This is a genomic window from Chitinimonas arctica, assembly GCF_007431345.1.
GTDB lineage: Bacteria > Pseudomonadota > Gammaproteobacteria > Burkholderiales > Chitinimonadaceae > Chitinimonas > Chitinimonas arctica.
Genome location: NZ_CP041730.1, coordinates 2,386,250 through 2,404,352, shown reverse-complemented (window position 1 = coordinate 2,404,352; position 18,103 = coordinate 2,386,250). Strand labels below are relative to the sequence as shown.

Genomic DNA, 18,103 nt, shown 5'->3' with positions numbered 1-18,103 from the left:
CTGTCTCAATTTCGAAACACGGGTAGCTTTTTCCAAAAGTCTTGCGCCGGCATGCTGCCTATCGCGGTCGTGAGCCTGGATAATAAAAAAGGGCGCCCCACGGTTTGGCCTGGATAGGCGAATGCCCGCCATAGGGCTGAACTTGTCGGCGCGGTTATCTACTTGGAGATGTCATGCCCTATCGTTGCACCTTGCTTGCGCTCTTGCTGTCCTCCACCGCCTTCGCCACATCGATGCCCAGCCTGTCCGGTCCGCCGGCGACCCCGATCAAACCGGTGGTGGAGGACTACTTCGGCACCAAGATCACCGATCCGTATCGCTGGCTGGAGGATATGAAAAGCGCCGAATTCCGCGATTGGCTGAAAGCCCAGGCCAACTATGCCGATTCCATGCTGGCGACTATTCCGGGCCGGGCGGCATTGAGGCAGCGCTTGACCGCCTTGGCCGATGCCGGCGCCAGCGTGGGCGGGATCGAGCAAGCGGCGGGCAGGCGGTTTTACCTGAAGACCGAGCCGGGCAAGGACGGTCGCCGTCTATATATGCACGATGGCAAGGGCGAGCGGCTCCTGCTCGATCCCGACACGCTGGGGAGCGCCGCCGCCCATGTCGCCATCGATTGGTACTCGCCCTCGCCCGACGGTCGCCTGGTCGCGGTAGGGGTGTCGGCCGGTGGTTCGGAAGACAGCGAATTGCGCCTGCTGGAGCTCGCCAGCGGCAAGTGGCTGCCCGAGCGTATCGACGGCGCCGGCTTGAATAGCGAGTTGGGTTGGTTGCACGATGGCAGCGGCTTTTTCTACAACCGCCTGCCGCCGGCCGATGCCAAGGGCGAACGGGAGCGCTACAACAAGAGCGCGACCTATCTGCACAAGCTGGGCACCCCGGTGGCGAGCGATACCGGTCTGTTGGGCTATGGCCTCGATCCCGCCCGGCCCTTCGATATCGCCGATATCGTGCACCTCGATACCGTGCCCGGTTCGCATTTCGTGCTGGCCGAAGTCCTGCACGGCGATGCCGTCGAACATTCCTACTATATCGCACCGCTGGCCAAGCTGAACGGATCGGCCACGCCCTGGCAGCGCATCGTGACGCCGGCCGACAAGGTGGCGGGCGCCTGGCTGCATGGCGATACGCTCTATCTGAGGTCCAATCTGGATGCGCCGCGCGGCAAGCTGCTGGCGCTGGACCTGCACCATCCCGAGCTTGCCAAGGCGAAAACCGTCTTGGCGGAGAGCCCGGCCGTGCTACGCGAGGTGGCGGTAGCGCGCGACGCGCTATATATCCGTGCCAGCGAAGGTGGCGTGGATAAGCTGATCAAGCTGGTCCACGGCGGTAAGGCACGCGAAATGGCTTTGCCCGTGCAGGGTACGATACGTGATCTGTCCACCGACCCGACCAGGCCGGGCGCCTTATTGAGGCTGGAATCATGGGTCGCTTCGCCGCGGGTGCTCGCTTTGAACGGGAAGGGCAAGCTGGCGGATACCGGCCTGATCAAGCCCTTGGCCGTCGACTTCAAGGACTATGCCGCCAAGCGGGTGATGGTAAAGAGCCACGACGGCGTCGAAGTGCCTTTGTCCTTGATCGCCGCCAAAGCCATCAAGCGGGATGGTAGCCATCCCACCATCCTGAGCGGCTATGGCGCTTACGGTATCACCATGGAAGCGCGCTTCAGCGCGACCCGGCTGGCCTGGCTGGAGCAGGACGGGGTCATCGCCGTCTGCCATGTCCGTGGCGGCGGCGAGTTCGGCGAGGCTTGGCATCGTGCCGGCTATATCCAGACCAAGGCCAATACCGCCAAGGACTTTATCGCCTGTGCCGACTACCTGGTGAAAGAGGGTTATACCTCCCCGGCACGGCTGGCCGGTACCGGCGGAAGCGCCGGTGGGATCACCATCGGCGGTGCCATTACCGCCCGGCCGGAATTGTTCGCCGCGGCGCAAAGCGCGGTGGGAATCTCCGATATGCTGCGCATGGAGCTGACGCCCAATGGCCCGCCCAATATCGCCGAATTCGGCACCGTGACCCGCGAGGCCGATTTCCGCGCCATGCTGCCGAACAGTCCTTACCATCGCATCAAGGATGGGGTGGCCTATCCGGCCGTGATCGTCACCACCGGCGCCAACGACCCGCGCGTCGATGCCTGGATGCCGGCCAAGCTGGCCGCCCGGCTACAGGCTGCCAGCAACAGCCACAAGCCGGTGATCTTGCGGGTGGACTATGACGGTGGCCACGGCATGGGTTCGACCAAGAGCCAGCAGGTGGCGGAAAGCGCCGATGTATGGAGTTTCTTCCTGTGGCGGATGGGGGTGGCGGCCTACCAGCCGAAGTAGCGATAGCCGGTTCCTGTAGGTCGGAATTCGAGCAGGCCGTGGTTATAGGCGCTTAAGCGCCTATAACCACGGCCTGCTCGTTAGCTCATTTAATCAGCGTGTCCTTAGAAACGTATTTCGTCCATAAATATATCCTCCAGGTTGGAGGGTTGCTTCGCTTGTCGATAATTTTTCAGCCAGGTTTTGACCGCCTTGGGGTTTTCGAACTCGATCAGCTGTGCCTTGATTTGCTCGATGCTCAGCTTGAAGTCGGCGATATCGCGCTCCAGCGTTGGTATTAGCTCGGTTGGAGACAGGGGCTGGAAAGGTGGGATATTGAAGTCCATCTTGAACGAAAATTCGATATCGTCAATTTCGGCCCGCAGCTCTGCCAATTGTTCCTTCAGTATCCTGTTGTAATGCTTCAAGCGTTCGTCCGACAGCGTGTTCAGCTGTGCCGGATCGATCTGTTCGATCTCCAATTGCAGTTCCAGCAGCTGCAGCAGATCGTTTTTGCCATATGCGGCATTGACGCGCTGCATCAATGCCGTTTTACGCACTTTTTCATCGTCGTCCTGCTCGCGGTCAGGATGCAGTGCGCCGGCCAGTTTGCGGTAGACCTCACGTAGCGACTGGGTGGCATGCTGTGCTTCATCGGCTTGCCGTGCTTCCTTTTCCAAGGTCTTGGCCGATTTCTTGCGCTTGGCCTGGCTATCCTGGAACGCCTGCCGCGCCTCGTCCTCCGCGCGCATGGCGGCTTCGATATGTTGCTGTATCTGTTCCGGCGAATTGGGGTCGAAGTCGTCGCTCAGTTCCTTGCCGAGAATTTCTTCCATGGCGACGCGCATCATGTCGTTTTGTTCGGCGCGCACGGAGTCGAAATCGATATCGTTATACTTTTCGAAAATGTGCTTTAGTTCGTCATCGCTCTGTTCCGTTACCAGGTCATCCGACATGGTGCCGAGGATATCTTCCAGCTTGGATCGATCACGCTTGGTAAACAGTTTATCGGTATAGTGTTTATCGAGCAGGCGTACCATTTCTGTCCGATGTGCCTCGTAGGCTTGCAGAAGTGGAACGAGTTCGCTGCCATGCTTTTGCATAAATAGTGGGGTGATGGACTGCCATGCTGCCAGCAAAGTCCGTTCCACCGCGATCTGCTTGATCATGCGATTGAACGTTTTTTGCGCTTTACTTAATAGGGAGGGACTATTCTTTGCATTGATATTAATTATTTCAGATGTTTTATTCATGGTTTAATCATCCCGCTTGGATTTTCATATGGCTACGTCGCGTAGATAATCGGCGACGGCACTTTTGCAAGCACCGTCGCGGCTTGATCCTAGGCGACGAATAAATCTCAAATTGGTTCCCGACGCTAGGCGATATCGCTTCATCGCCGAGGGCCATCATCCTGTGCTGCTCGAATGATGGCCGGCGAATAAAAGGGCTTATGCCAGTTTGCGCTTGAGCAGTTCGTTCACCATGGCCGGGTCAGCCTTGCCCTTGGAGGCCTTCATGCACTGGCCCACCAGGGCGTTGAAGGCCTTTTCCTTACCGGCGCGGTATTCCTCCACCATGGCGGCATTGGCGGCCAGCACCGTATCGATGATGGCCTCGATGGCGCCGCTGTCGCTTTCCTGCCGTAAACCATCGCGTTCGATGATCAGGTCGGCGGCGTCACCCGATTCCCACATCAGTTTCAGCACATCCTTGGCGGTCTTGTTGTTGATGGTGCTGTCCATGACGCGGCGGACCAATTGGGCCAGCGACCCGGCGGCGATTGGGCTGGCAGTGATGTCCAGTTCGGCCCGGTTCAAGGTGGCGGCCAGCTCGCCGGTGATCCAGTTGCTGGCCAGCTTGGCATCGGCACCGGCCGCGACCGTGGCTTCGAAATAGGCGGCCAGGGCCTTGCTGCTGGTCAGCGTGACGGCGTCGTAGGCGGACAGGCCGTATTGGCTCTGCAGGCGGGCCTGCATGGCTTCCGGCAGTTCAGGCAATTCGCCGCGTACCCGTTCGATCCACGCTTCCGAGATCACCAGCGGCGGCAGGTCGGGATCGGGGAAATAGCGGTAGTCGTGCGCGTCTTCCTTGCTGCGCATCATGCGGGTCTCGCCGGTTTCCGGGTCGAACAGGATGGTGGCCTGCTGGATCTTGCGGCCGTCCTCGATCTCGTTGATCTGCCACTGCACTTCGTACTTGATCGCTTGTTCCATGAACTTGAAGCTGTTCAGGTTCTTGATTTCGCGGCGGGTACCGTACTCCGCCTGGCCCAGCGGACGCACCGAGACGTTCACGTCGCAGCGGAAGCTGCCTTCCTGCATATTGCCGTCACAGATGCCGATCCACGTCACCAGCGAATGCAGCGCCTTGGCATAGGCCACTGCCTCGGCCGCCGAACGCATATCCGGCTCGGAAACGATTTCCAGCAGAGGGGTGCCGGCCCGGTTCAGGTCGATGCCGCTGAGCCCCTGGAAATTCTCGTGTACCGATTTACCGGCGTCTTCTTCCAGATGGGCGCGGGTCAGCCGCACTACCTTGTCCTGCTCGCCCACGCGGATGGTCAGCGAGCCGCCTTCCACCACCGGCAGTTCGAACTGGCTGATCTGGTAGCCCTTCGGCAGGTCGGGATAAAAGTAATTCTTGCGGGCGAATACCGACTTGCGATTGATCCTGGAACCGAGCGCCAGGCCCAGCCGGATGGCGCGTTCAACGGCACCGCGGTTCAATACCGGCAGCACGCCGGGCAACGCGATATCGACCGCGCTGGCTTGCGTGTTCGGTTCGGCGCCGTAGGCGGTCGAGCTGGCCGAGAAAATCTTCGATTCGGTCGATAGCTGGGTGTGGACTTCCAGTCCGATCACGACTTCCCATTGCATATTGCATTCCCTCTATATATGGCGGCTGGACGCTTATTGCGCCGGTGCGCGGCGATGCCAGTCGGTGGCCTGCTGGAACTGGTGGGCAGCGTTCAGCAGGCGGGCCTCGCTGAAGTAGTTGCCGATCAGTTGCAGGCCGACGGGGCGGCCCTGGCTGCCGAAGCCGACCGGGTGGGCAATGCCGGGCAGGCCGGCCAGGTTGACGCCCAGGGTGTAGATATCGGCCAGGTACATGGCGACCGGGTCCTTGCTCTTCTCGCCGATATTCCATGCCACCGTGGGGGCGGCCGGCGCGGCGATGACATCGCACTGGGCAAAGCCGGCCTGGAAATCTTCCGACAGCAGCCGTCTTACCTTTTGCGCTTGCAGGTAGTAGGCATCGTAGTAGCCGTGGCTGAGCACGTAGGAGCCGGTCAGGATGCGGCGCTTGACCTCCGCGCCAAAGCCTTCGGCGCGGCTCTTTTCATACATATCGGCCAAATTCTCGTATTCGGCGGCGCGATGTCCATAGCGGACACCATCGAAGCGGCTCAGATTGCTGGAGGCTTCGGCCGGTGCGATCACGTAGTAGGCCGGGATGGCCAGCTCGGTGCGCGGCAGGCTGATTTCCACCACGTCCGCGCCCAGGCGACGGTATTCGGCCAGCGCGGCTTCGATGGCGCTCATCACGTCGGCGGCCAGGCCGGCGCCGAAGTATTCGCGCGGCATGCCGATGCGCAAACCCTTGAGCGGCTGGTTCAGCTCACGGGTGTAGTCTTCCTTGGCGACTTCCAGGCTGGTGGAATCGCGCGCGTCGAAGCCGGCCATGACATTGAGCAGCAAGGCGCAGTCTTCGGCGGTCTGGGCCAGCGGGCCGCCCTGGTCCAGGCTGGAGGCGTAGGCCACCATGCCGTAGCGGCTTACCACGCCATAGGTGGGCTTGAGGCCGGTCACGCCGCAGAAGGCGGCCGGTTGGCGGATGGAGCCGCCGGTGTCGGTCGCCGTAGCGGCCGGTGCCAGCCGGGCCGCCACCGCGACGGCCGAGCCGCCCGAGCTGCCGCCGGGTACGGCCGTCTGGTCCCAGGGATTGCGCACCACACCGTAGGCGCTGTTCTCATTGGACGAGCCCATGGCGAACTCGTCCATATTGGTACGGCCCAGGGTGACCAGGCCGGCCGCCTTGCATTGGGCGACCACGTGGGCATCGTAGGGCGAAACAAAGTTATCCAGCATCTTCGAACCGCAAGTGGTGCGCCAGCCTTCCGCGCAGAAGATGTCCTTATGGGCAATGGGCACGCCGGTAAGCGGACCGGCTTGGCCGGCGGCACGGCTGGCATCGGCTGCCCGCGCCATGGCCAGCGTCTGTTCGCGGTCCACGGTGATAAAGGCATTCAGCGCCGGATTGGCGGCGGCGATGCGGTCGAGGTAGTGGCTGGCCAGCTCGACGGCGCTGGCCTGCTTGCTGACGAGGAGATCGGCGGCTTCTTTGAGGGTGTGGGTCATGATCGTTCTGTCGTGGAGCGACGGCGGCGCCGCCAGGGCGCCGGCCGCGCGTTATTCGATGACTTTGGGGACCAGGTAGAGGCCGGCTTCCACTGCTGGTGCGACCGCCTGGAAGGCGTCGCGGCGATCCGTTTCGGTGGCCACGTCGTCGCGCAGGCGCAAGGCTACGTCGCGGGCATGGCTCATGGGCTCGACCCCCTTGGTATCCACGGCTTGCAGGCGGGCGATCAGGGCCAGGACGCCATCCAGCTGGCGGCCGACCTCGCCCACTTCCTGGTCGGTGACATGGAGACGCGACAGGCGAGCGATACGGCGGACTTCGTCGTCAGTCATGGACATGTAAAAACCCTTCCAAAGCTTTAATGTTGTTAGCCGCTTAGGGTAACATGCCGGGTTTATTGCGCCCAAGTCTTGGGGAAACGCGCGGCCAGTTTCATGGCGACGCAAGGCGTTGACTCCCAAGGGAAAACACGGAAAACCGGGGACGCGGGGGAACGCAGTAAAGCATGGCCGGCCATCGGGATCGGCTGCTTGATGCCAATGGCATCGTTACATACAGGATTAAGTGACAATTATGTCTGGATTTTTTCGCGGCTATTTTTCGAATGACCTGGCGATCGACCTGGGTACGGCAAACACCCTGATCTTCGTGGCCGGCAAGGGTATCGTGCTGGATGAACCCTCGGTGGTGGCGATTCAGCAGGAAGGCGGGCCCAGCGCCAAGAAAACCATCCTGGCGGTGGGCGCCGAAGCCAAGAAGATGCTGGGCCGCACGCCCGGCAGCATTACCGCCATCCGGCCGATGAAGGATGGCGTGATCGCCGACTTCACCATTACCGAACAGATGCTCAAGCAGTTTATCCGCAAGGTGAACCCCAGCCGCCTGTTTGCCACCAGCCCGCGCATCGTCATCTGCGTACCCTGCGGGTCCACCCAGGTGGAGCGCCGCGCCATCAAGGAATCGGCGCTGGGCGCCGGCGCGCGCAAGGTCGAACTGATCGAGGAACCGATGGCGGCCGCCATGGGCGCCGGCCTGCCGGTCGAGGAAGCCACCGGTTCCATGGTGGTCGATATCGGCGGCGGCACCACCGAGGTGGGCGTGATCTCGCTGGGCGGTATCGTCTACGCCAATAGCGTGCGGGTGGGCGGCGACAAGTTCGACGAGGCCATCATCAATTACATCCGCCGCAACTACGGCATGCTGATTGGCGAAACCACCGCCGAAGAGATCAAGAAGCGTATCGGTTCGGCTTTCCCCGGTGCCGAAGTGCGTGAAATGGAAGTCAAGGGCCGCAACCTGGCCGAAGGTATCCCACGCGCCTTCACCATCTCGTCCAACGAGATCCTCGAAGCGCTGACCGAGCCGCTCAACCAGATCGTTTCGGCGGTGAAGCAGGCACTGGAACAGACGCCGCCCGAACTGGGCGCCGATATCGCCGACAAGGGCATGGTATTGACCGGCGGCGGCGCCTTGCTGCGCGATCTGGATCGTCTTCTGATGGAAGAGACCGGCCTGCCGGTCATCGTGGCCGACGATCCCCTGACCTGCGTGGTGCGTGGTTCCGGCCGCGCCCTGGAAAAAATGGACAAGGTCGGATCGATCTTTACCAACGACTGACGGGCTGGGGCGGTGCAGGGGTTTTTCTGCCCGCCCTGGAATCTAGCCGGCAACTTGCCGGCGACACAGGGCCCAAGCCCTTGTTGATCCATTTCCCTTTCCCCCGCTACCCGGCCCGCCGAGGCGCTCAAGGCGCGACGTGCCGGCCCGGTGCGGGGGACGGTTGAGTCGTCCATGCAAGCTACCACCCAGCCGGTCTTCTTCAAGCAAGGCCCTAAACCGTTCAGCCTGCTGCTGATCTATGCCAGCCTGTCGCTCGCGCTGCTGGTGGTGGACGTGCGTTGGCAGATCCTGCGGCCGGTTCGCGAGTATGCTTCGGTCGCGCTCTACCCCTTGCAGTGGCTGGCCACCGCGCCGGTCTCGGCGGCTCGGCAGGTCGGCGATTTCTTTGTCTCGCAGACATCCTTGCAGCAGGAAAACCGCAAACTGCAGGATGACCGCCTGCTGGCCAATGCCGAACTGATGCGTTTGCAGGCACTGCGCGAGGAAAACGGCCAGTTGCGGCAGTTGCTGCAGACACGCTCCGAGCAGCACGGCAAGGGTGCGCTGACCGAGGTGCTGTACAACGACCGCGATCCGTTTACCGCCAAGCTGGTGGTGGATCGCGGCGAGACCGCCAACGTGAAGCCGGGTCAGGTGGTCATCGACCCATTGGGCGTGGTGGGCCAGGTCACCCGGGTACAACCGTTGACCGCCGAGGTTACCTTGATCACCCACAAGGGCCACGCCGTGCCGGTACAAGTGCTGCGCAACGGCTTGCGGGCCGTGATCTACGGACTGGGTCCGGAAAATCCGCTGGAAGTACACTGGATGCCGCTCAATGCCGATATCCGCGGCGACGATGTGCTGGTGACGTCCGGCATCGACGGTACCTACCCGGCCGGTTTGCCGGTGGCCAAGGTCAGCCGGGTCGATCGCAACGCCGGCTCCGCCTTTGCCCGCATCAGTTGCGAACCCATCGCCGATATCGATAAGCATCGCTTCCTGCTGATCCTGGACGAGCATCGCGAATTGCCGGCCAAGCCGGAACCGGTCGTCGAACAGGGCAAGAAGCCCAAGAAGAAGGAAGACTGATGCCGGTTTCCAGTCAACTGCTCAAACCGGTCAAGCTGCGCTTTATTCTATTCAGCTTCGGCCTGGCGCTGACCATGGCGCTGATTCCCTGGGGGGCCACTGCGAGGGCGCTATTGCCGGATTTCGTGGCGCTGACCCTGCTCTACTGGTGCATGAACCAGCCGCGTCACGTGGGCGTGGGCTGGGCGTTCTGGCTGGGGCTGCTGATGGATATCGCCGATGGCAATGTGTTCGGCCAGCATGGCCTGGCTTTTTGCCTCACCAGCTGGTTCGTTACCGCCAAGCACCGCCAGTTGGGCATGTTCCCCATTTGGCAGCAGGCGCTCTATGTGGCGCCGCTGTTGCTGGCCAACCAATGCATCATGCTGGTGGTCCGCCTGGCCACCGGCAGCGCCTTCCCGGGCTGGAGCTATTTCCTTGGCACGCTGGCCGGCACTCTGTGCTGGCCGCTGCTTAGCCAAGTGTTCCAATTGCCCCAGCGCGTCGACAAGGCGGCCGAAATTCAATCATGACCCGTCGCACCGTCCTGCGTGATCACCACGGTGAGCGCTACAGCTTCCAATTGCGCCTGATCGTGGTGGCCACCGCCGTATTGCTCGGCTTTGCCGTCCTGCTCAGCCGCTTTGTCTATCTGCAGGTGATACAGCACGACAAGTACCACACCAAGGCGGAAAGCAATCGCATCTTGCTGGTCCCCATTCCGCCTTCGCGCGGCATTATCACCGACCGCAACGGGGTGGTGCTGGCCCACAACTATTCGGCTTATACGCTGGAGATCACCCAGTCCAAATTGACCGGCAAGCTGGATGAGACCATCGACGAGCTGGCCCGCTTCGTCGATATCAGCGCCAAGGACCGGCGCCGCTTCAAGAAACTGCTGCTTGAAAGCAAGGACTTCGAGTCGCTGCCGATCAAGACCCGCCTGACCGATACCGAAGTGGCGCGCTTCGCCGCCCAATCCTTCCGCTTTCCCGGTGTGGAGGTGAAGGCGCGCTTGTTCCGCCAATATCCGCTAGGTGAGTCCGCCTCGCATCTGATCGGCTATATCGGCCGGATCAACGACAAGGATGTGGTCAAGCTGGAGGAAGATGGTTTGCTGTCCAATTACAAGGGCACCGACCATATGGGCAAGTTCGGGCTGGAGCAGAGCTATGAAGCCGTCCTGCACGGCAAGACCGGCAATGAAGAAGTGGAACAGGATGCCGGCGGCCGCGCCATCCGCTCGCTGCGCAGCACGCCGCCCGTGTCCGGCAACAATCTGATCCTCACGATCGATATCAAGCTGCAACAGATCGCCGAGCAGGCATTCGGCGATAACCGCGGCGCGCTGGTGGCGATCGAGCCGGAGACCGGCGGGGTATTGGCCCTGGTTTCGCGGCCCGGCTTCGATCCCAATCTATTCGTGGACGGCATCGACCCGGTCAGCTGGAAGGAATTGAACGATTCGGAAGACCGGCCCCTGAACAACCGTGCCATCCAGGGCACCTACGCGCCGGGTTCGACCTTCAAGCCATTCATGGCGCTGGCGGCACTGGAGCTCGGCAAGCGTACACCCGAGTATGGTTTTCATGATCCCGGCTACTACATCCTGGGCAGTCACCGCTGGCGCGACGACAAGGTGGGCGGACATGGCTGGGTGAATATGTATGCCTCTATCGTGCATTCCTGCGATACCTACTACTACCAGCTTGCCTACGACCTGGGCATCGACAGTATTTCGCGCTTTATGGCGCCATTCGGTTTCGGTCAGCGCAGCGGCATCGATCTGCCCGGCGAAAAGATCGGTGTACTACCGTCGCAGGAATGGAAGCGGCGCGCCTTCAAGCGGCGGGAACAACAGAAGTGGCTGGTCGGCGACGCCATCAGCATCGGCATCGGCCAGGGCTTCAACACCTATACACCCTTGCAGCTGGCCCAAGCGACCGCGATCCTGGCCAATAACGGGGTGGTGTTCAAGCCGCACCTGGTCCGCTACGTGGAAAACAGCGCCACCCGCAACCGGACCATGGTGGAGCCTACGCCACAAAGCCGCATCCCGCTCAAGCAAGCCAATATCGATTTCATCAAGAACGCCATGGTGGGGGTAAACCGCGAGGGACCGGCGCCAAGGCCTTCCAGGGCAGCGGATATCTCTCGGCCGGCAAGACCGGCACCGCCCAGGTGTTCAGTCTCAAGGGCGAAAAATACAATGCCAGCCGCTTGGCCCAGCATCTCAAGGACAACGCCTGGTTTATCGCTTTTGCACCGGCCGACAAGCCGAAGATCGCCCTGGCCTTGATCGTGGAAAACGTCGGATTCGGCGCGCAATATGCCGCGCCTATCGCCCGGCAGGTAACCGACTACTACCTGCTGGGCAAAGTGCCTGCCCGCGACAAGTCGGTTACCGTGATCCCGGATGAGGAAGTGCTACCGCCCGGTGGCGATCCGACCACCCCTCAGGAAGCGATGCACCGCCATGTGGATTAAGACTCTCGCCCGCCGTATCGCCGCGCCCATCGATCCCTGGCTGCTGCTGTTCGTGGCGCTGCTGATCAGCGTCAGTCTGTTGACCATCTATTCCGCTTCGAACGAAAGCATCGACAAGATCAGCAGCAAGATGGTGTCGGTGGTGGTGGCCCTGGTCGCCATGTGGATATTGGCGAATCTCAAGCCGACCCAATTGATGTGGCTGGCGCCGCCCATCTATCTGGTGGGCTTTATGCTGCTGCTCGGGGTAGCGATGTTCGGCGAGGTGACCAATGGCGCCCGGCGCTGGCTGAACCTGGGTTTTGCCCGTATCCAGCCATCCGAATTGATGAAGCTGGCGGTGCCCATGATGCTGGCCTGGTATTTCGACCGGCACGAGGCCAACCTAAAGTTCAAGCACTTCGCCGTGGCGGCCCTGTTGACCGGCTTGCCGGTGGTCCTGGTGCTCAAGCAGCCTGATCTGGGTACCGCCATGTTGATCGCGGCGGCCGGCTTCTATGTGCTGTTCTTCGCCGGGCTGTCCTGGCGGGTGATGCTGGCGCTGTTCGCGGCCGGCGTGGCTGCCCTGCCGGTGATCTGGAGCCATATGCATGACTACCAGCGCCAGCGGGTGATGACGCTGATCAACCCGACGGATGATCCGCTCGGCGCCGGTTACCACATCCTCCAGGCGACCACCGCCATCGGTTCCGGCGGGGTGATGGGCAAGGGCTGGCTGCGCGGCACGCAGACCCATCTCGACTTTATTCCCGAGCGCACCACCGACTTTATCTTCGCGGTATACGGCGAGGAGTTCGGCTTGATCGGCAATATGCTGCTGCTGTTGCTTTATCTTTGTGTGATTGGACGCGGCCTGATCATCACCAGCAATGCCTCCAGCCTGTTCGGCCGTTTGCTGGCAGGTGCCCTGACGCTATCCTTTTTTACCTACGCCTTCGTCAATATGGGCATGGTCGCCGGCATCCTGCCGGTGGTGGGGGTTCCCCTCCCCCTGGTCAGCTATGGCGGCACCGCCATGCTGTCCATTTTGATTGGTTTCGGTATGCTTATGGCCATTCAGCGTGACCGAAAGCTAATGAAATCATGAATCTTTGCCGCCTGGTTCCAGCGGCCGCCTTGCTGCTGGCGGCCTGCGCCAGCCAACTGCCGCCGACTCCCAGCCCCCTCCCGACGCCCACGGTGGTCCATAAACCGCCCGTTTCCATGCCACTGCCGCCGGCCAAGCCGGAGCAGATTCCGCAGCAATATGGCGGATATTACAAGGATGACGGCCCCATCCTGGAAGTCCCTTACGATCTCGACGCGCTGCAGGAGCCCGAAGCCAAGCTGGAACCGCTTAGTCGCTATGCCAACCGGCCCTATACCGTGCTGGGTAAAACCTACAAGCCGCGTACCACCTTCGGCGATTTCAGCCAGGAGGGGGTGGCTTCCTGGTATGGCAAGAAGTTCCACGGCAAGCGGACCTCCAGCGGGGAGGTCTACGACCTATTCAAACTTACCGCGGCCCACCCCACCCTGCCGATTCCCAGCTTTGCCCGGGTCACCGATCTGGGCAGCGGCAAGTCGGTGGTGGTACGGGTCAACGACCGTGGCCCCTTCCATAAGAACCGGGTAATCGACCTCTCCTATGCCGCCGCCTACCGGCTCGGTTACCACAACGGCGGCAGCAGCCGCGTCCGGGTGGAGGCGCTGACGCCTGGCGAGGGTGGCCCTGCCCGCCCCACGGAAATCAACTTGCCGCAAACGGTGGAAGCCAGCCCCGCCAAAATGCCGGTGCCGGACAGCGAGGTGGCCGATCCGCTGGCAAGACTGGCCGCCAAGGTGGTGGCCGAGCCCGTGGCCGCGGTGCCGATGGAGGCCACCGCCGAACAGCGCTGGGTGCAACTGGGTGCCTTTGGCAGCCAGAACACGGCAGAAGCCTTCCGCGACAAGGTGGTGGAAAGCTTGAGCAAACTGGCTTACGCACCGGTGGTTGCCCTGGCCGGCAGTATCTGGCGGGTACGGGTCGGCCCCTATGCCAATCCTCTGGACGCCCAGCAGGTAGCCGACCGGATCGCCGCCCATGCGGATTTGCGGCCGGTAGTCATGCGCTGAGTAGACCAAAGCGGCGCCGCGTGCAGAAGATGGCGCCGTCCGGATAGCTGAGTCGCCGTGAGCCCTGCTCGACACATCTCCTTTGGTCGCCGCCAGCTACGGCATGTTCCAATAGATATGTGGTGTTTCGTTCGGCGGAAGGGTAATGCCAGCCAGCGTGGTCGCTAACTGCTCGACTGCCGGGTCCGCCGCCGACGTGGACCGGGGTGGCAATTGCCGTAGTCTACTGACGATGAACTGTGCCATCGACTCGCGGTAGGGTGTGCTGCGGGGGAGCAAGATATAGGCGCGGCGGCGTTCTCGTACCGTGCTCGTCCTTACCTCCCCGCCGGGGGGCCTTCTTGTCGTCCGTATTCGCCGGGGCCCAGGGTGGTCGGCCGTGGCGGGCGATATCGGCAGGGGCGCACAATGCAACTCGTAGGTACCGCCGGTATTATCCAATCCCAAGTCCATGTAGCGGCCCAGCTGCTCGATCAATAGCCTGATACCGATATTGCCCAGCGGGTTACCGCTCAGATCGAGAGCACGCACCGAGCGATGTTGGCGCAGCACACGGGCCAAGGCCCGCGCGCCACCCGGACCGATCTGGTTATTGGACAGATCGATACCGCACACCCGGGTATTTCGCGCCAAGGCGGCGACCAGTTCCTCCATGTGCAGATTATCGAGCTGTAGCTCGGAGAAATTCGCCACAAGCAAGGACGGATCGTCTGTCGCCAGGCGCAGAAGATTTTCGCCCCAGCGGTGGGCATTTGCATTGATGGGTATCCGGATTGTGATGGGCGATAGATAGGGGCTGATGGGATACACCAAACTTCTCCTTGTTTGGACAGGCGCGCGAGGCGTAGCGCTGATGCAAGGCCGCAGGCGGTTCCGGCGAATCATACGTGCCGCGCTATGTGGTTTTTTCCGACGGATCGTGACCAGCTTCTTCCTTGTTTGGCCCCGCCTTGTTTGCTGGTGGCGAGCTCGCTGCGGTGGCCTGGACCGGCGAGGGGGTCTGTGCCCGCCGGGCCGCTTGGTCAGGTACGCTTGCAAGAAAGTCGGACAGCGCGGGGACCAAGGTGGTTGGTGTCGAAGCCATGCTGCTGCGGGCTTGAATTCGCTGGGGTGCACTGCTGTTTGGCAGGAATAGGAGAAAGGGCTGTGGCAACGGCGAGTCGCTGCCATGGGTGAACGAAGCAGGGAAAATGCCTTGTCCTACCAGTTGCCTACACTGTTCGCTCAGACTCGCGCTCAAATGGTTGAGATCTCGCTGAAAGGCCGGCGGTAGCGTGATCGGCCTCAAGCCGTCAGCGGAGCCTACGCAAGCCGTGATACGCGTAGGGCCATCCGTGGATTCGGCTGGGCCGTCAGGTGCACGCAATAGGCTCCGATTGTTATGCAGCATCAGTGAGACGACCGGGTGCGAAAGGTGGGTAGGGGTATCTCCCACAACGATATCCAGCAGCTGCCGGTTCTGCTTCAATGCTTCCGTCAGGCAGACAAAAATCACCGTATCGCCGATTGGATTGTGGCTGAGGTTAAGCGAAACCAGGCCGGTATTCCGAGTCAGCATTACGCTCAATGCCCGAGCGCCCTCGGGGCCAATGCGGTTATGGGACAGGTCCAGGCTGCACAAAGCGCTATTGGTCTCCAGCGCGCGAACCAGTTCGTCGATCCGTCCATCGTCTAGCGCCATATTGGAAAGGCTGAGCGCGGTCAGTGTTGCGTCGTTTGCCTGAAGACGCCGCAGGATATCGGGCCAATCGGGACGGTGATTCACTATGCCCGAGGGTTGGGAAAAGACGGATGGCGGACGTGTTGGCAAGGGCTGCATAGGATTTTCCTTTGCTGAGAAGACACTGAGGGAAGGGAATGAAAAGGCCTGGTGCTACCGCCAGGCCTGGAGTCATTCGAGCTAAGGAAAAATTCTGTGAATGGCAGCAGGCCCCCTCTTTTGCAATCGGGGCAAGGCTGTCGCTATTCGCCCATCCGCATCGTGTTGGACAGCGGGTTCAGCTTTTTCGGCATGTCTTGTTTCGCCGCTCAGAAACTACCCGCGCTGCGTGGATGTTGCCCGAGAGTCTTGGCAAGGCTCTCGGCAGGCGTGGCCTCCCGGTGATAGAGGGTGCTGACCATTGGCTGGTATTCGGACGCATATCGATGCAACTGTGCGTCCAGGGCGTTGGTGAGCGAAGCCGGGCAAACTCCCTGTTTCACCAGCTGTTTATCCTGTTCGCTCAGATTTGTGCCCAGGTTGTTGATAGCTTGCCGTAAGTGCGGTGGCGGCGCGAACGGCGTCGGGCCGCCGTCAGCGGAGACCGTCCACGTCACCGCATCCTGCTGGCTCAGGTTTGCACACAAGCGGTTGACATTTTGCCGCAAGGCCAGCGGTAGCTTGATCGGCGTGGCGCCGTAGCGGGAGACCGCCCAAGTGATTTCTCGATTGGAGACGCCCGTGGATTCGGCAGGGTCGCCAGCCGGGCGCAATAGCTCCCAATTGGCTTGCAGCAACAGCGGGATCAGCGGGTGTGGCAGCCTGGTCTGGTTATCTCCCAGAATGATATGCAGAAGACGCCGGTTCCGTGTCAGCGCTTCGCTCAAGCAGACAACCCCCGTATCGCCGATCGGATTGTGGCTGAGACCAAGCGAAACCAGGCTGGTATTCCGAACCAGCATATCGCTCAACGCCCGAGCACCCTCGGGACCGATGCGATTATGGGATAGGTCCAGGCTGCGCAAGCTGCTGTTACCCCGCAGGCTGCGGGCCAGATCGTCGATCCGCTCGTTGTCGAGCTCCCTGCCGGAAAGGTTGAGCACGGTCAGTGTTGCATCGTTTGCCTGAAGACGCCGCAAGGTATGGGACCACTCGGGAAGGATATTCGCCGTACCCGAAGGTTGGGGAAAGGCGGACGGCGGGCGTGTTGGCAAGGACTGCATAGGATTTTCCTTAGCGAGAAGACGCCGGCGTTGCTGTCGGCGGGAAGGGAATGAAAAGACCACGGCGCTGCTGCCGAGCCTGATTCATCCGAGCTAAAGAAAAATTCTGTGACTGACCACCCCGCTCTTTTGCAAACGCGACCAGGCTTTCTCTATTTGCCCATCTGTGGTGCCTATCAAAGGTCGAACGACCCTAGGTGCTTCATGGGAAGGTGCGATTGCTGCTTTTTTATAGTGAGTACCATTTTATGAAAGATATTGCTGATTTTTGGGTATCAAATACATCATAAACTGACCGAGCTGAAGAACGTTGCTCCGTAATATGTTGTTTAGTTTTATTCAAATTTTTAAGAGGTTAAGCTATGCTAAATCACAATGCTGCAGTGAGGTCATTCAATCTAAGAGCGGATGCCTTAGTGGATGTTCTAAAAAAAGCAGAGTTTATTAAACGAAGAACTGTAGACGGAGCCGGAGAAATTACTATTTCTCAGGTATCACTGATTTCGGCTATGGAACAGGCGGCGGTTTGCAGAGGAAGTTTGCTCCAAAGATTTTTTGGGGGATTGCAAAACCTCTTTTTTGGGAGGGCTGATACAAGAAGATTGCAAGCGCAAGCAGATATTGGCTTAATAACTAGAGCGCTAAATAATGTACCGAAACGCAACGTGGTCAACGTTGACTATTCAGAGAGGTTGGTAGCGCGGGATTTAATTATTTTGGCGAAAAAAGAAGAATTGAACGTGCGGGCTGGGTACAAGAATGTAGAAATTGCATTTGATGAAAATGACGGCCAAGTGTACATGAGAAAAAATGGTTATCAGCGAACAACATCTGAAAAACTGTTTAATGTTTACGAATGCCGAGTTATGTAGAGTGGGTCATTTTATCCACCGTGACCTTCCAAGGCGCCCGCGCCCGCGCCTGTGTCCATTGGATGACTCACCCTACGAAGTGCTGAGCTTATGCGACGGTTTCGAGTCCAAGGCTATTTTGGGGGAAAGGTGGCTAATATCTTCTTTCAACACGTCGATGTCGTCAGCCAAAAATTGAGTACCTAGGCTATCCCTCAGCCTTCGGGCCCGCGCCAGCCGCTCTTCGGGTGCAATCTTGACAGGCGCAAGTACCGACTCCAGGCATACGATGGCTTCGCTGTTCAGACTGCGGCGATGTTGCTCGGCTGATGCCTTCAGTCGCTCGTACACATGGTCGGGGATATTTTTTTACGTCAGTGTTGTAGGCATGATGTAATCCAACCAGAACGG

At 60.5% G+C, this 18,103-nt stretch carries 15 protein-coding genes and 1 pseudogene; 8 read left to right on the top strand and 8 right to left on the bottom strand.

Translation table 11 applies throughout. From position 1 onward, the window contains the following. Positions 1 to 173 precede the first annotated feature (173 nt). The gene (locus FNU76_RS10930; protein WP_144278231.1) at positions 174 to 2,327 is read left to right on the top strand and encodes a prolyl oligopeptidase family serine peptidase; all 2,154 of its coding nucleotides are present in this window, start codon (positions 174 to 176) and stop codon (positions 2,325 to 2,327) included. A gap of 104 nt (positions 2,328 to 2,431) precedes the next feature. On the opposite strand, the gene FNU76_RS10925 is transcribed toward FNU76_RS10930, so the two are convergent. The 4 genes from FNU76_RS10925 to gatC form a co-directional block, all read right to left on the bottom strand. Beyond that, the gene (locus tag FNU76_RS10925; protein WP_144278230.1) at positions 2,432 to 3,475 is read right to left on the bottom strand and encodes an ESF1 family protein; all 1,044 of its coding nucleotides are present in this window, start codon (positions 3,473 to 3,475) and stop codon (positions 2,432 to 2,434) included. A gap of 282 nt (positions 3,476 to 3,757) precedes the next feature. Then, positions 3,758 to 5,185 carry an Asp-tRNA(Asn)/Glu-tRNA(Gln) amidotransferase subunit GatB gene (gene gatB, locus FNU76_RS10920; RefSeq protein WP_144278229.1) on the bottom strand — a complete coding sequence of 476 codons (1,428 nt, stop codon included), beginning with the start codon at positions 5,183 to 5,185 and terminating at the stop codon, positions 3,758 to 3,760. A 33-nt stretch (positions 5,186 to 5,218) separates the two neighbouring features. Continuing rightward, complete coding sequence (gene gatA, locus FNU76_RS10915) at positions 5,219 to 6,670, bottom strand: Asp-tRNA(Asn)/Glu-tRNA(Gln) amidotransferase subunit GatA (RefSeq protein ID WP_144278228.1); 1,452 nt, start codon at positions 6,668 to 6,670, stop codon at positions 5,219 to 5,221. Between the two features lie 48 nt (positions 6,671 to 6,718). Further along, positions 6,719 to 7,006: an Asp-tRNA(Asn)/Glu-tRNA(Gln) amidotransferase subunit GatC gene (gene gatC / locus FNU76_RS10910; RefSeq protein ID WP_144278227.1), complete on the bottom strand. Its 288-nt coding sequence runs from the start codon at positions 7,004 to 7,006 to the stop codon at positions 6,719 to 6,721. A 235-nt stretch (positions 7,007 to 7,241) separates the two neighbouring features. On the opposite strand from gatC, the gene FNU76_RS10905 reads away from it, so the two are divergent. The 6 genes and pseudogenes from FNU76_RS10905 (at position 7,242) to FNU76_RS10880 (ending at position 13,919) form a co-directional block, all read left to right on the top strand. Continuing rightward, on the top strand, positions 7,242 to 8,285 hold the full coding sequence (locus tag FNU76_RS10905; protein WP_144278226.1) for a rod shape-determining protein: 1,044 nt from the start codon (positions 7,242 to 7,244) through the stop codon (positions 8,283 to 8,285). Between the two features lie 174 nt (positions 8,286 to 8,459). After that, complete coding sequence (gene mreC / locus FNU76_RS10900) at positions 8,460 to 9,359, top strand: rod shape-determining protein MreC (RefSeq protein ID WP_144278225.1); 900 nt, start codon at positions 8,460 to 8,462, stop codon at positions 9,357 to 9,359. After that, on the top strand, positions 9,359 to 9,871 hold the full coding sequence (gene mreD / locus FNU76_RS10895; RefSeq protein WP_144278224.1) for a rod shape-determining protein MreD: 513 nt from the start codon (positions 9,359 to 9,361) through the stop codon (positions 9,869 to 9,871). Before mreC ends, mreD begins: the two co-directional genes overlap by 1 nt. Next, positions 9,868 to 11,825 (top strand): annotated as a pseudogene (gene mrdA / locus FNU76_RS10890) (penicillin-binding protein 2). Before mreD ends, mrdA begins: the two are co-directional and overlap by 4 nt. Then, positions 11,815 to 12,912 (top strand): rod shape-determining protein RodA, encoded by a 1,098-nt coding sequence (gene rodA / locus FNU76_RS10885; RefSeq protein ID WP_144278223.1) that lies wholly within the window; start codon positions 11,815 to 11,817, stop codon positions 12,910 to 12,912. The pseudogene mrdA and the gene rodA overlap by 11 nt, the downstream one beginning before the upstream one ends. Further along, the gene (locus tag FNU76_RS10880) at positions 12,909 to 13,919 is read left to right on the top strand and encodes a septal ring lytic transglycosylase RlpA family protein (protein ID WP_179958431.1); all 1,011 of its coding nucleotides are present in this window, start codon (positions 12,909 to 12,911) and stop codon (positions 13,917 to 13,919) included. Before rodA ends, FNU76_RS10880 begins: the two co-directional genes overlap by 4 nt. A gap of 96 nt (positions 13,920 to 14,015) precedes the next feature. Here FNU76_RS10880 and FNU76_RS10875 read toward each other — a convergent pair whose 3' ends face one another. The 3 genes from FNU76_RS10875 to FNU76_RS10865 form a co-directional block, all read right to left on the bottom strand. Beyond that, positions 14,016 to 14,729, bottom strand: coding sequence for a leucine-rich repeat domain-containing protein (locus FNU76_RS10875; RefSeq protein WP_179958430.1), 714 nt, complete (start codon positions 14,727 to 14,729; stop codon positions 14,016 to 14,018). Between the two features lie 85 nt (positions 14,730 to 14,814). Then, the gene (locus tag FNU76_RS10870) at positions 14,815 to 15,738 is read right to left on the bottom strand and encodes a leucine-rich repeat domain-containing protein (protein WP_144278221.1); all 924 of its coding nucleotides are present in this window, start codon (positions 15,736 to 15,738) and stop codon (positions 14,815 to 14,817) included. Positions 15,739 to 15,947: 209 nt separating this feature from the next. After that, complete coding sequence (locus tag FNU76_RS10865) at positions 15,948 to 16,841, bottom strand: leucine-rich repeat domain-containing protein (protein ID WP_144278220.1); 894 nt, start codon at positions 16,839 to 16,841, stop codon at positions 15,948 to 15,950. A gap of 362 nt (positions 16,842 to 17,203) precedes the next feature. Between FNU76_RS10865 and FNU76_RS10860 the strand changes: the two genes are divergently transcribed. Then, positions 17,204 to 17,713, top strand: a complete 510-nt coding sequence (locus tag FNU76_RS10860) for a hypothetical protein (RefSeq protein ID WP_144278219.1) — start codon at positions 17,204 to 17,206, stop codon at positions 17,711 to 17,713. A gap of 72 nt (positions 17,714 to 17,785) precedes the next feature. Here FNU76_RS10860 and FNU76_RS25210 read toward each other — a convergent pair whose 3' ends face one another. Next, positions 17,786 to 18,055 (bottom strand): FitA-like ribbon-helix-helix domain-containing protein, encoded by a 270-nt coding sequence (locus FNU76_RS25210; protein ID WP_373279720.1) that lies wholly within the window; start codon positions 18,053 to 18,055, stop codon positions 17,786 to 17,788. Positions 18,056 to 18,103: the final 48 nt, after the last annotated feature.